Genomic DNA, 12,421 nt, shown 5'->3' on the forward strand with positions numbered 1-12,421 from the left:
GCACTTACGCTGATCGAGGGCAGACGCACTGTCAGAGAACCGACCGACGGAGGACGGCGATGGACCAGCAGGACGGCACCGGACGGCTGCTCGCCATCAGCGACCTGCACGTCGCCTACGAGGCCAACCGGGCGCACGCCGACCAGCTGCGCCCCACCTCACCGCAGGACTGGCTGCTGGTGGCCGGCGACATCGGCGAGCAGGTCGCCGACATCGAGCATGTGCTGCGCGTCCTCGCCGGCCGCTTCGCGCAGGTGGTCTGGGTGCCCGGCAACCACGAGCTGTGGTCGCCGGGCCATGACCCGGTGCAGTTGCGCGGGGAGCAGCGTTACCGTCATCTGGTGGAGATCTGCCGGGAGTTGGGCGTGATCACGCCGGAGGATCCGTACCCGGTGTTCCGCGGCGAGGGCGGCCCGGTGGTGATCGTCCCGCTCTTCCTGCTGTACGACTACACCTTCCGTCCGGCCGGCGCCACCACCAAGGAGGAGGCGCTGGAGATCGCCTACGCCGCCGGCGTGGTCTGCGCGGACGAGCACCTGCTGCACCCCGACCCGTATCCGAGCCGGGACGACTGGTGCCGGGCCCGGGTGGAGCTGACCGAGAAGCGGCTGACCACCGAGCTGGACGGCAGCCTGCCCGTGGTCTTCGTCAACCACTACCCGCTGGTGCGCACGCCGATGGACGTCCTGCACCACCCGGAGTTCGCGCAGTGGTGCGGCACCGAGCTGACCGCCGACTGGCACACCCGGTACCGTACGGCCGCCATGGTCTACGGCCACCTGCACATCCCGCGCACCACCTACTACGACGGCGTGCGCTTCGAGGAGGTCTCGGTCGGCTACCCGCGCGAGTGGCGACGCTGGGGCGAACAGCCTCCGCAGCCCCGGCAGATCCTGCCGGGGCCCAGCACGCAAAGGCACTAGACCTACAACCCGTGCTCGTGCAGCGGACCGACCCGCAGGCCCTGCTCCGCGCACAGCTCCAGCAGCCGGGGCAGCGCGCCGAGCGCCGAACGCCAGGCTCCGGGCGCGGAGGTGACGTCCGAGTCGTGCAGCAGGAGCGTGCCGCCGGCCAGCGGTGCGCGGGTCAGCGTGCTCAGCACCGAGTCGGGCGTGGCACGCGAGGTCCAGTCCTGACCCCAGTGCGTCCAGAGCACCGGGGTGAGCCCGCACTCGCGGGCCGCGTACAGCGCGGAGGCGGTCAGCACCCCGTACGGCGGGCGGTACCAGCGCGGCGACTGACCGGTGATGTCGGCCACCAGCTCGCGGGTGCGCGCCACGTCGTCGCGGGTGGCCCACGGCGTGCGGATCAGCAGCGGCTTGTGCCGCCAGCCGTGCACGGCGACCTCGTGCCCGGCGTCCACCAGTCGGCGGCCCAGGTCGGGGGAGCGCACCAGCATCCGGCCGAGCACGAAGAAGGTCGCCCGGACGTCGGCCTTCTCCAGCTCCTTCAGGAAGAGCGGGGTGGAGTCGGGGTCGGGGCCGTCGTCGAAGGTCAGCGCCACGTGCCCGGGGTCGCCGGGACCGCTCAGGCCCGGGGCGAGCAGCGGGCGCAGCGGGGCCAGCGAGGTGAGCGCGGGCAGGCTGTGCGCCACCGCGAGGCCACCGGCGACGAGGGCGCCGGCGCGCACGAGCGTGGTCGAGCGGCTCATCAGGCCACCACCTCCAGGCCTCATCAGGCCGCCATTTCCAGGCTTCATCAGGCCACCACCTCCAGGATCGAGGCCGGCGCCTTCGGGGCGCCGCCGGCCAGGGCGGCTATCGTCTGGTCCGCCGCGGGGGCCGGCGGCGGGAGCGGCACGGTGGCGGTCGCCAGCGTCGCGGCCAGCACCGGCGCCAGCCGGCTCTCCTCGCGTATCCACACCGCGAGCCCGGCCTCGTCCAGCGCGGCGGCGTTGGTGACCCCGTGCCCGGGCAGGCAACGGTAGCTGACCACCGGGACACCGCTGGCCATCGCCTCCAGCGAGGTCAGCCCGCCGGCGTTCTGCACCACCACGTCGGCCGCCCGCAGCAGCGCGGGCATGTCGTCCACCCAGCCCAGCGCCACGCCGGTGCCGGCCGCGGCCAGCCGCTCGCGCAGCCCCTCGTTGAGCCCGCAGACGGTGACCGGGACGGCCAGGCCGGTGGCCGCGATCTCGCGCGCCGCGGCCTCGACCTCCCCCACGCCCCAGGAGCCGGCCACCACCAGCGCCACCGGCCCGTCGGCGGGCAGGCCGAACCGGGCGCGCTCGCGCAGCCGTTCGGCGGCCGAGCGCACCGGGCGGCAGGCCGGGCCGACCAGTGGTCCGCAGACCTGGACGTCCTTGGCGCCGTGCCGCTGCGCCTGGGCGGCCGCCACCGGGTGCAGCGCGAGGTGCAGGTCGACGCCGGGCGCGACCCAGAGCGGGTGCACGGACATGTCGGTCAGGAAGGTGACCACCGGCACGTTGAGCCCACCGCGCCGGCGCAGCCGCCCGAGCGCCTGGCTGGCCAGCGGGTACGTGGAGACCACCGCGGCGACGTCCGGCCCGACCACCGCCCTGGTGCGCCGGGCAGCGGCGAGCGCGGACAGCCAACCCACCAGCGCGGCCGAGGGCCGGAACCGTTCCAGGCCCCGCAGCAGCCAGCCCCAGGCCCACGGCGCCACCTGCAGCTCCAGCGCGTAGCTGCCGCGCAGCAGCCGGCCGCAGCCGCGCGGCAGCAGGTCCAGGAAGTCGTGGCATTCGGCCTCGAATCCGGCCGCCTGCAGACGGCGGACCAGCTCACCCGCCGCACCGTCGTGGCCGGCTCCCACGCTCGCGGACACGACGGTGATCCGGTTCGGCTCTCTCGACCGCATCAGGCTCCTTCCAGGGCGGCCGGCGGACGGGCCGCGCTGGCGACCGCTGCCCACTGGGCCTTACGTCATGAATGGGATGGTGGCTTCGGCGCGACAGAGCGGTGTGCCGGGCGAGGAGGTGCCAGGACCCGGCGCCCCCTCGGTCGCAGGCGTCACAGCCCGCCCGGCACGCGACGGTAGGCCGTCGACCGAGAGGCTGGGTGTCGTCCGCCCGGACGGGGGGTGTCCAGCCTCCGACGGACTGGTGGCCGACGACCGGCCTGACACTCCGTCACTTCTGCTCCCCGCGGTACCCGGTGGCCGTTCCACCTGCGCGGGGACGGCCCATCGGCCGCTCCGGCGCAGGCACAGCATGGTGTGCCGTTGCTGAAGCCAAGCTGAAGACAGCTGAAGTGATCTTCAGCAAACCCTCAAAGCGGCCTGCGATCCTGTGGGCATGCGCGTACTGGTGGTCGAGGACGAACGGCGGCTGGCCGCCGCCCTGCAGCGAGGGCTGCAGGCCGAGGGCATCTCGGTGGACGTGGCCCACGACGGCCCGCAGGGCCTGTGGCTGGCGGGCGAGCACGACTACGACGTGATCCTGCTCGACATCATGCTGCCGGGCGTCAACGGCTACCGGATCTGCGCGCGGCTGCGGGCGGCCGGCTGCGAGGCGGGCATCCTGATGCTCACCGCCAAGGACGGCGAGTACGACGAGGCGGAGGCCCTGGACACCGGCGCCGACGACTTCCTCTCCAAGCCCTTCAGTTACGTGGTGCTGCTGGCCCGGCTGCGCGCGCTGGCCCGGCGCACCGGCCGCCGCCGTCCGCAGGCGCTGGAGTTCGGAGACCTGCGGATCGACCCCGCCCGACACTGCTGCACCCGGGGCGGCACCGAGATCCGGCTGACCGCGCGCGAGTTCGCGGTGCTGGAGTACCTGGCCCGGCGGGCCGGCGAGGTGGTGCCCAAGCGGGAGATCCTGGAGCAGGTCTGGGACACCGCCTTCGAGGGCGACCCCAACGTCGTCGAGGTCCACGTCAGCGCGGTCCGGCGCAAGATCGACGCGCCGTTCGGCCGGACCTCCCTGGAGACCGTGCGCGGCGCCGGCTACCGACTCGCGGTCGACGGTGGCTGACGCTCCGCGGCGCCCGCTGCCGCGCCGGCTGCGGCCGATGACCGTCCGGGCCCGGGCCACCCTGGGCGCCTGCTCGGTGGTGGCCGTGGCGCTGGCCGCCGCCTCGTTCGCGCTGGTCGGCCTGCTGGACGCCAACCTGCTGCAGAACGCCGAGGACGACGCCGAGCACCAGGCGGACTCCGTCGCGCAGCTGGCGGTGGCCGGACGGCTCGACCCGCTGCTCCAGCCCACCCACGGCGCCGACTTCCTCCAGGTGGTGGACGCGAGCGGCAAGGTGCTCACCAGCAGCCAGAACCTCAGCGGCCGGACGGCCGTCTCGCCCGACCGCCCCACCGCCCCCGGCACCGTGCGTCACACCTGGGACGTGACGCGGATGGGCGAGGAGCACCGGCAGCGGGTCGTCGAGGTCACCACCGAGACCCCCGACGGCCTGGTCACCGTCTACGCGGGCACCTCGCTGCGGGACGCCGACGCGGCCGACGCGACCACCACGGCCGCACTGGCCGTCGGCGGGCCGCTGCTGCTGATCACCGTCGGGGCCGTCACCTGGTGGGTCACCGGGCGGGCGCTGAGGCCGGTGGAGGCGATCCGCGCCGAGGTCGCCGCGATCACCGACCGCGACCTCTACCGCCGGGTCCCGGTCCCGCCCACCCACGACGAGATCGCCCGGCTGGCCACCACCATGAACGCCACCCTGGACCGGCTGGAGTCCTCCGGCCTGCGCCAGCGCCGCTTCATCGCCGACGCCTCGCACGAGCTGCGCAGCCCGATCGCGGTGCTGCGCACCCAGCTGGAGGTGGCGCTCGCCGTCCCGGACCCGGAGCTGCGCCCGGAGCTGATCAGCGGAGCCCTGGAGGACACCGCGCGGCTGGAGCACCTGGCCGCCGACCTGCTGCTGCTGGCCAGGATCGACGCCGCCGAGCCGGTCTCGGCCCAGCGGCTGGACCTCGGCGACCTGGTGCGCCAGGCCGTCGACTCCCGGCGCGGCGACCGTGTCCCGGTCCGCGTGGACCTGGCGCCGGAGATCGAGCTGGACGGCAACCGGCTGCTGCTCACCCGGCTGGTGACCAACCTGCTGGACAACGCCCAGCGCTTCGCCGAGCAGCGGATCGAGGTCTCGCTGCGCACCGTGCCGGACGGCCCGGACGACCACTGCGCCGTGCTGGAGGTCGCCGACGACGGCCCCGGCATCCCCGCGCAGGAGCGCGAACGGGTCTTCGAGCGGTTCGCCCGGCTCGACGACGCCCGCAGCCGCGACCACGGCGGCGCCGGCCTGGGCCTCGCCATCGCCCGCGACCTGGCCGCCCACCACGGCGGCACCCTGCACGCCGACGACGCCGAACGCGGCGCCCTTCTGGTGGCCCGGATCCCGGTCCCCCGAAGCCGCTGAATTTCCAGTCTGATTTTCCGTTATCCAGCTCGCTGTCGCGGATCTCCCACAGTGGACAGGTCAGCTGACGGAGAAGGTGGACACGGGTGGGCACGGACAGTCACCGCACAGGGACGACCGGGGCGCGGACCGGCGATCGGCACGGCGCGGTCCTGCCGGCCGACCGGGACGCGCTGATCGCGGGGCATCTGCCGCTGCTCTACAACATCGTCGGCCGCGCGCTGAACGGCCACCCCGACACCGACGACGTGGTGCAGGAGACCATGCTGCGGGCCGTGGACGGCCTGGACGGGCTGCGCGAGCCGAAGGCCTTCCGCTCGTGGCTGGTGGCCATCGCGATGAACCAGATCCGGCACCGCTACCGGGACCGGCAAGCCGGTGCGGGCGCCGGCCCGCTGGACGAGGCGCACGGCCTGGCCGACCCCGACGCCGACTTCGTCGGTCTGACCATCGTGCGGCTGGGCCTGGCCGGGCAGCGGCGCGAGGTCGCCGAGGCGACCCGCTGGCTGGACCCGGAGGACCGCGAGCTGCTGGGCCTGTGGTGGCAGGAGGCGGCCGGCGAGCTGAGCCGGGCCGAACTGGCCGCCGCGCTGGACCTGCCGCCGGCCCACGCGGCGGTCCGGGTGCAGCGGATGAAGGAGCGACTGGAGACCTCGCGCGTGGTGGTCCGGGCCTTGGCGGGCCACCCGGCCTGCCCGGAACTGGCGGCCGTCACGGCCACCTGGGACGGATCGCCCGGGGCGCTGTGGCGCAAGCGGATCGCCCGGCACGCCCGGGACTGCCAGGCCTGCGGCGGGCACGCCCGCGACCTGGTCCCGGCCGAGGGCCTGTTGGCCGGTCTCGCCCTGCTCCCGCTGCCGCGCCGGCTGGCCGGCCGGCTGACGGCCGCCACCGGCACCGGCGTACCGCGCCCCCGTCCGGCCGGCCACCGCGCGGCCGGCGGTTCGCGCCGACGTCCGCCGGGCGGGCGGCGGCGCCGCAGCCGTCCGACCGGACGCCGTCGCGCTGCCACCGCGCTCGGCCTGCTGGCGGCGCTGACGGCGGGCGGACTGGGCTGGCACACCCTGGCTCCCGGCCAGGGCAGCGCGGTCCGAGCCTCCGACGCCGCACTGACGCAGCCCGATCTGGTGGACGTGACGGCGCTGCGAAGCGCCTCGACACCGCCGACCGGCGCGCCCGCCTCGAAGCCCGCCGCCGGGTCGCCCGCGCCGTCCGCCCCGGCGTCGGCGTCGGCCTCGCCCACCGCCTCGCCCTCCTCCGCCCCGACGCCCTCCCCGTCGCCGTCCGCCTCGACGGCTCCCTCCCCCTCGATGTCCGCGGCCCCGACGTCCGCCTCGCCCGCCCCCGCCACCACCTCCGCGCGTCCCCCGCTCGGCGGGTCGGTCGCCACCGCCGGCTCGTTCCAGCAGCAGGTGCTGGACCTGGTCAACATCCAGCGCGCGCAGAACGGTTGCGGTCCGCTGACGGCCAACGGCAAGCTCCAGGCGGCCGCCCAGGGCCAGTCCGACGACATGGCGGCCCGGCACTTCTTCGACCACACCAACCCGGACGGCGCCGGACCGCAGCAGCGGATCGACGCGACCGGCTACCAGTGGAGCACCTGGGGCGAGAACATCGCCCAGGGCCAGTCCACCCCGGCCTCGGTGATGGACAGTTGGATGAACAGCCCCGGCCACCGGGCGAACATCCTCAACTGCGCGTTCAAGGAGATCGGCGTCGGCGTCCACCAGGGCCCCGGCGGCCCCTGGTGGACCCAGGACTTCGGCGCCCCCGCCTGAGGAGCCCGCGCCTGAGACCGACCGGCAAATTGGCGCGACAGGTGCGAGGTCACTCCCCCAGACTGACCGGACCTCGCACCTGCGCACAGAACGGTTGGTCCCGATGACCGCGGTCCCCTCTCTCGCTGCCACTGTGCACGCCGGCCTCCACCAGGCCATCGGCGTCGCACTGCCCGACGCACCGGACGTGGATCCGCAGCTGCGCCGCAGCGACCGGGCGGACTTCCAGGCCAACGGCCTGCTCGCGGCGGCCAAGGCGGCCGGGACCAACCCGCGGGAGCTGGCCGGGCGGGTGGCCGCCGAACTGGCGGCATCCGGGTCCGCGGAGTCGGCGGTGCTGGCCGGCTGGGAGGTCTCCGGCCCCGGCTTCCTCAACCTGACCCTCGCCGACGGCGCCCTCCTCACCCAGGCCGAGGCCCGGCTCGCGGACGACCGGCTGGGCATCGGAGCGCTCCCCGGCGCGGGCGTCACGGTGCTCGACTACAGCCAGCCGAACATCGCCAAGGAAATGCACGTGGGCCACCTGCGGTCCACCGTGATCGGCGACGCCCTCGCCCGGATCCTCTCCTTCGGCGGTGAGCGGGTCGTGCGGCGCAACCATCTCGGCGACTGGGGAACCCAGTTCGGGATGCTCATCCAGTACCGGGACGAGTTCGGCGACACCGGCGCCGACGTCTCCTCGCTCGACGCGCTCTACAAGACCTCCCGCAAGCACTTCGACACCGACCCGGAGTTCGCCGAGCGGGCCCGGATGCGGGTGGTCGCGCTGCAGGCCGGCGACCCGCCGACGGTGGCGGCCTGGCAGCGGATCGTGGACGAGTCCAAGCGGCACTTCGACGCCGTGTACCAGCGGCTGGACGTCCTGCTGGAGGACACCGACGCGGTCGGCGAGAGCCACTACAACCCGATGCTCGCCGACGTCTGCGCCCAGTTGGAGGCCTCCGGCGTCGCCGTGCGCTCGCAGGGGGCGCTCTGCGTCTTCTTCGACGGGATCCTCAACCCGGACGGTGAGCCGGTACCGCTGATCGTCCGCAAGAAGGACGGCGGCTACGGATACGCCGCCACCGACCTGGCCGCCGTCCGGGAGCGGGTCGCCGCGCTCGGCGCCGACCGGCTGCTGTACGTCGTGGACAGCCGGCAGGCGCTGCACTTCCGGATGGTCTTCGAGACCGCCCGGCGGGCCGGCTGGCTGCCGGACGGCGTGACGGCCGCGCACGTCCCGTTCGGCATGGTGCTGGCCGCCGACGGCCGGCCGTTCAAGACCCGGGCCGGCGGCACCGTCCGGCTGGTCGACCTGCTGGACGAGGCCGTCGAGCGCGCCGCGGCCGTAATCGCCGAGAAGTCCCCGGGGCTGGCACCGGAGCAGCTGGCCGAGCGGGCCGCCCAGGTGGGCATCGGCGCGCTCAAGTACGCGGACCTGTCCAACGCGCGGACCAGGGACTACGCCTTCGACCTGGCCCGGATGGTCTCGCTGACCGGCGACACCGGGGTCTACCTGCAGTACGCGCACGCCCGGATCCACTCGATCCTGCGCAAGGCCCCGGCCGACGCCGGCCACCGGGCGCACCCCGGGGTCGCGCTCACCCCCGCCGAGCGCTCGCTGGCGCTGCTGCTGGACGAGTGCGGGGCCGCGCTGGAGGCCGTCGCGGAGAGTCGGGAGCCGCACCGGCTCTGCACCTACCTGTACCAACTGGCCGTCTCGTTCAGCGCCTTCTACGAGCAGGCCCCGGTGCTGAAGGCCCCCGACACGGCTACCCGGGAGAACCGGCTGCTGCTCTGCCGGCTCACCGCCCGGACCCTCGCGCTCGGGCTCGGCCTGCTCGGGATGGCCGCCCCCGAGCAGCTCTGAACCCGCCCTCGGATGAGCGGCTGCCCGGCCGCCGCCCCCGGAACGGGGTACCGGCCGGGCGGGCCGTCAGGCCACGGGCGGCGGCGCGTCCGGCTGCTCCAGCGCTCCCGCACGGGAGTGCTCCTGGCTGCGGGCCAGGTGCGCGGCGCAGGCCACCACCACCCAGGCCAGGCCGCCCGCGTGGGTGTAGGCGTGTCCCGCGGTGAGCAGCTGCTGCTGGTCGGTGCCGCAGTGCAGGCAGGCGTTGGCGTGCAGCTGCTCGCCGCTGACCAGCAGCTGCTGGGCCGGCCCCTCGATCGGGTGGTAGTCGATCGCGATCGGCGGTCGGGCGGCGGTGAGCTGGTGGAACGTCAGATCGGAGGTCATCGGGTCAGCTCCAGGGGGAGGTCTCCAGGGTCTCGGGCGGACCCGGGACCGGTCACCCTGTGCGCCCGCTCGACTCCGCCCATGGGCTCAGCCTGGCCCTGCCAAGGCCCCGCCGCACCCCGGACCGCCAGATTGGCACCCTTCCGGTCACCTTTTCGTACTCCGACGCGTCGAGATCGAACCCGCTGGCGAACCGCGACGGGCCAGATGACAGGGTGTCAGCCATGCCGACGATCACGTTGCCCCAGCAGCTCGCCCGCACCGGCCGCTTCAGCCTCGGTGCGCCCACCCACTTCACGGTCGCCCCGGACGGCGCGACCGTGCTCTTCCTGCGCAGCCGGGCCGGCGACGATCCACTGAGCTGCCTGTGGGCGCTGGACCTGGACGCCGACGGCGGCCGCGGCGCCGAACGGCTGCTGGTCGACCCCGCGGAGCTGCTCAGCGGCGGCACGGAACAGCTCTCCGAGGAGGAGCGCACCCGCCGCGAGCGCGGCCGGGAGCGGTCCGGCGGCATCGTCGGCTACACCACCGACGCGGCGGCCCGACTCGCGGTCTTCGCGCTCTCCGGCAACCTCTGGACCGTCGACACCGCCACCGGCGCGGCCCGGCGGCTGCCCGCCGAGGGGCCGGTGGTCGACCCGCGCCCCGATCCGTCCGGCTGCAGAATCGCCTACGTCGGCGGCGGCGCCCTGCGGGTCATCGGGGCGGACGGCACCGGCGACCGCGCGGTCGCCGCCCCGGACGGCCCGGACGTCGTCTTCGGTCTGGCCGAGCACGTCGCGTCCGAGTCGATGGGCCGCGAGCGCGGCTACTGGTGGTCGCCCGACGGCACCCGCCTGCTGGTCGCCCGGGTCGACGTCTCCCCGGTCACCGTCTGGTACATCGCGGACCCGGCCAACCCCTCCCGGCCGCCGCGCGCCATGCGCTACCCGGCCGCCGGCGGCGCCAACGCCGACGTCTCGCTCTGGCTCGCCGACCTCGACGGCACGCGCACGCCCGTCGCCTGGGACCGCGCGGCCTTCGAGTACCTCACCGCCGCCGGCTGGGACGCGCACGGCCCGTTCGCCGCCGTGCAGAGCCGCGACCAGGGCACCGTCCAGGTGCTGGCCGTCGACCGCACTACCGGCTCGACCCGGCTGCTGAGCCAGGCCCGCGACGAGCACTGGGTCAAACTGGTGCCCGGCCTGCCCGCCCGCACCGCGGCCGGCGCCCTGCTCTCCAGCGCCGACCTGGAGGACACCCGTCACCTGACCGTGGACGGCGCCCCGGTCACCCCGCCCGGCCTCCAGCTGCGCGCGGTACTCGGCGCCGACGACGAGGGCGTCCTCTTCCTCGCCTCCGACGAGCCGAGCGAGACCCACCTGTGGAGCTACCACCCCGAGGACGGCCTGCGCCGGCTCAGCACCGAGCCGGGCGTGCACACCGGAGTGCGGCGCGCCGGCACCCTGGTGCACGTCGCCCGCTCGCTGGACCGGCCCGGCAGCAGGGCCACCGTGCTGCGCCCGGGGCAGCCGCCCGTCCGGCTGGTCTCGCACGCCGAGCGACCGGTGCTCGACCTGCGGGTCACGCTGCTGCGCGCGGGAGAGCGCGAGCTGCGCACGATGCTGTACCTGCCGTCCTGGCACCGGGCCGACGACGCCCCGCTGCCCGTCCTGCTCGACCCCTACGGCGGGCCCGGCGGGCAGAAGGCCACCGCCGAGCAGGGGTCCTGGTGCCATGTCTCGCAGTGGTTCGCCGAACAGGGCTTCGCGGTCCTGGCCACCGACGGCGCCGGCACCGCCGGGCGCGGGCCGCGCTGGGAGCGCGAGATCCACGGCGACGTGATGGGCCCGGTCCTGGCGGACCAGGTGGCCGCGCTGCACGCGATCGCCGAGCGCCACCCCGAGCTGGACCTCACCCGGGTCGCCGTCCGCGGCTGGTCCTTCGGCGCTTCGCTGGCGATCGCCGCCGTCCTGCACCGCCCCGACGTCTTCCACGCCGCGGTCGCCGGAGCCCCCGCCACCGAATCGCGGATGTACGACACCCACTGGCGCGAGCGCTACCTGGGCCACCCCGACCGGTATCCCGAGCGCTTCGAGCGCGACTCCCTGGTGACGGCGGCGCCGCTGCTGTCCCGCCCCCTGCTGCTGATGCACGGTTTCGCGGACGACAACGTCTTTCCCGCGCACACCCTGCGCCTCTCCAGCGCCCTGCTCGCGGCGGGCCGGCCGCACGAGGTGCTGCCACTCAGCGGGGTGAGCCACGCGGGCCCGACCGGCGCGGACTTCGAGCGCCTGCTCGAACTCCAGCTGGACTTCCTGCGGCGGTCGCTTCCGAAGGTCTAGGGCGAAGGTCCAGGGCGAAGGTCCAGGGGCGAGGTCTCAGGGCTGGACGTCGCTGCGGCCGGAGACCCAGGCCAGCGCGTCGTGGACGCCGCGCGCGTAGTCGCGGCCGTCCTGGTCGGCGCTCTGGTCCTGCTGGCGGACCTGGGCCGCCTGCTGCTCGGCGCCGAGCTGCGCCGGGCACGGGCCCTCGGGCCCGGTCGCCAGGCTGTCGGTCACCGGGGCGAGTGTGCTGCGGCCGAGCGCCCACAGGTAGCCGTCCAGCGAGCCCCGGTGGAACCGCGACGGCTCGAACGGCGGGTCGCCGATGTACTCCAGGCGCGCGAGCGCGCTCTCAACCTGCTCCCGGGAACGCGCCCCGACCCGGGACGTCACATCGTGGCTGGTCATAACCGCAGGTTAAGCACGCACGGCCGTCCGGGGCGCCCCCGGACGGCCAATCCGGGGACCCTCCAGGGGCGCTGCGGCCGGTTTCCAGGTGCGCGGCCGGACGGACCTGGTCCACACTCGTGGGACAGGTCCGTCCGGCCGCAGCCCCACGATCCATGGAGGCATCCCATGAGCGAGTCCGTCGACATCGAGTCGTTGCCCACCCCCGACCGTCTGCTGCACACCGGATCAGAGCACCCCATCGACCCCGAGGACCTCGTGATGGCCTCGGGCCGCGACGTCACGCCCGAGCTGGTGGAGAAGGCCCGCAAGGCGCTGGAGCGCGACGGTGCGGTGGCGGTCGAGCGCGTCCTGCCGTAGGGCGCGGGTGACGAGGGACCGATGGCCCGCGCGCGG

At 74.9% G+C, this 12,421-nt stretch carries 11 protein-coding genes; 7 read left to right on the forward strand and 4 right to left on the reverse strand.

Annotated features, from left to right (window positions below; genetic code table 11):
- Nucleotides 1-59 precede the first annotated feature (59 nt).
- The gene (locus BS80_RS12810; protein ID WP_035796555.1) at nucleotides 60-923 is read left to right on the forward strand and encodes a metallophosphoesterase family protein; all 864 of its coding nucleotides are present in this window, start codon (nucleotides 60-62) and stop codon (nucleotides 921-923) included.
- A 2-nt stretch (nucleotides 924-925) separates the two neighbouring features.
- Here the strand turns inward: BS80_RS12810 and BS80_RS12815 are convergent, their stop codons facing one another.
- On the reverse strand, nucleotides 926-1,651 hold the full coding sequence (locus BS80_RS12815) for a polysaccharide deacetylase family protein (RefSeq protein ID WP_035797425.1): 726 nt from the start codon (nucleotides 1,649-1,651) through the stop codon (nucleotides 926-928).
- 47 nt (nucleotides 1,652-1,698) lie between these two features.
- The gene (locus BS80_RS43530; protein ID WP_051966517.1) at nucleotides 1,699-2,817 is read right to left on the reverse strand and encodes an MGDG synthase family glycosyltransferase; all 1,119 of its coding nucleotides are present in this window, start codon (nucleotides 2,815-2,817) and stop codon (nucleotides 1,699-1,701) included.
- Between the two features lie 436 nt (nucleotides 2,818-3,253).
- Here BS80_RS43530 and BS80_RS12825 point away from each other — a divergent pair, with 436 nt between their 5' ends.
- The 4 genes from BS80_RS12825 (at nucleotide 3,254) to argS (ending at nucleotide 8,948) form a co-directional block, all read left to right on the forward strand.
- The gene (locus BS80_RS12825) at nucleotides 3,254-3,931 is read left to right on the forward strand and encodes a response regulator transcription factor (protein WP_035797427.1); all 678 of its coding nucleotides are present in this window, start codon (nucleotides 3,254-3,256) and stop codon (nucleotides 3,929-3,931) included.
- A 37-nt stretch (nucleotides 3,932-3,968) separates the two neighbouring features.
- Complete coding sequence (locus tag BS80_RS12830; RefSeq protein ID WP_035797429.1) at nucleotides 3,969-5,321, forward strand: sensor histidine kinase; 1,353 nt, start codon at nucleotides 3,969-3,971, stop codon at nucleotides 5,319-5,321.
- Between the two features lie 86 nt (nucleotides 5,322-5,407).
- The gene (locus BS80_RS12835; protein WP_408607366.1) at nucleotides 5,408-7,099 is read left to right on the forward strand and encodes a sigma-70 family RNA polymerase sigma factor; all 1,692 of its coding nucleotides are present in this window, start codon (nucleotides 5,408-5,410) and stop codon (nucleotides 7,097-7,099) included.
- A 103-nt stretch (nucleotides 7,100-7,202) separates the two neighbouring features.
- The gene (gene argS, locus BS80_RS12840; RefSeq protein WP_035796558.1) at nucleotides 7,203-8,948 is read left to right on the forward strand and encodes an arginine--tRNA ligase; all 1,746 of its coding nucleotides are present in this window, start codon (nucleotides 7,203-7,205) and stop codon (nucleotides 8,946-8,948) included.
- A gap of 66 nt (nucleotides 8,949-9,014) precedes the next feature.
- Here the strand turns inward: argS and BS80_RS12845 are convergent, their stop codons facing one another.
- Nucleotides 9,015-9,314 carry a hypothetical protein gene (locus BS80_RS12845; protein ID WP_035796562.1) on the reverse strand — a complete coding sequence of 100 codons (300 nt, stop codon included), beginning with the start codon at nucleotides 9,312-9,314 and terminating at the stop codon, nucleotides 9,015-9,017.
- A 224-nt stretch (nucleotides 9,315-9,538) separates the two neighbouring features.
- On the opposite strand from BS80_RS12845, the gene BS80_RS12850 reads away from it, so the two are divergent.
- Nucleotides 9,539-11,638: a S9 family peptidase gene (locus tag BS80_RS12850; RefSeq protein WP_035796565.1), complete on the forward strand. Its 2,100-nt coding sequence runs from the start codon at nucleotides 9,539-9,541 to the stop codon at nucleotides 11,636-11,638.
- A 36-nt stretch (nucleotides 11,639-11,674) separates the two neighbouring features.
- On the opposite strand, the gene BS80_RS12855 is transcribed toward BS80_RS12850, so the two are convergent.
- Nucleotides 11,675-12,025, reverse strand: a complete 351-nt coding sequence (locus BS80_RS12855) for a hypothetical protein (RefSeq protein ID WP_035796568.1) — start codon at nucleotides 12,023-12,025, stop codon at nucleotides 11,675-11,677.
- Between the two features lie 168 nt (nucleotides 12,026-12,193).
- Between BS80_RS12855 and BS80_RS12860 the strand changes: the two genes are divergently transcribed.
- Nucleotides 12,194-12,385 carry a hypothetical protein gene (locus tag BS80_RS12860; protein WP_035796570.1) on the forward strand — a complete coding sequence of 64 codons (192 nt, stop codon included), beginning with the start codon at nucleotides 12,194-12,196 and terminating at the stop codon, nucleotides 12,383-12,385.
- The last annotated feature ends 36 nt before the right edge of the window (nucleotides 12,386-12,421 follow it).

This window comes from Kitasatospora mediocidica KCTC 9733 (assembly GCF_000744225.1).
Classification (GTDB): domain Bacteria; phylum Actinomycetota; class Actinomycetes; order Streptomycetales; family Streptomycetaceae; genus Kitasatospora; species Kitasatospora mediocidica.

Coding starts and splice junctions, on each gene's coding strand:
- BS80_RS12830 (WP_035797429.1), top strand. CDS start 3,969: ATGACCGTCCGGGCCCGGGCCACCCTGGGCGCCTGCTCGGTGGTGGCC.
- BS80_RS12845 (WP_035796562.1), bottom strand. CDS start 9,314: ATGACCTCCGATCTGACGTTCCACCAGCTCACCGCCGCCCGACCGCCG.
- BS80_RS12815 (WP_035797425.1), bottom strand. CDS start 1,651: ATGAGCCGCTCGACCACGCTCGTGCGCGCCGGCGCCCTCGTCGCCGGT.
- BS80_RS43530 (WP_051966517.1), bottom strand. CDS start 2,817: ATGCGGTCGAGAGAGCCGAACCGGATCACCGTCGTGTCCGCGAGCGTG.
- argS (WP_035796558.1), top strand. CDS start 7,203: ATGACCGCGGTCCCCTCTCTCGCTGCCACTGTGCACGCCGGCCTCCAC.
- BS80_RS12850 (WP_035796565.1), top strand. CDS start 9,539: ATGCCGACGATCACGTTGCCCCAGCAGCTCGCCCGCACCGGCCGCTTC.
- BS80_RS12855 (WP_035796568.1), bottom strand. CDS start 12,025: ATGACCAGCCACGATGTGACGTCCCGGGTCGGGGCGCGTTCCCGGGAG.
- BS80_RS12825 (WP_035797427.1), top strand. CDS start 3,254: ATGCGCGTACTGGTGGTCGAGGACGAACGGCGGCTGGCCGCCGCCCTG.
- BS80_RS12860 (WP_035796570.1), top strand. CDS start 12,194: ATGAGCGAGTCCGTCGACATCGAGTCGTTGCCCACCCCCGACCGTCTG.
- BS80_RS12810 (WP_035796555.1), top strand. CDS start 60: ATGGACCAGCAGGACGGCACCGGACGGCTGCTCGCCATCAGCGACCTG.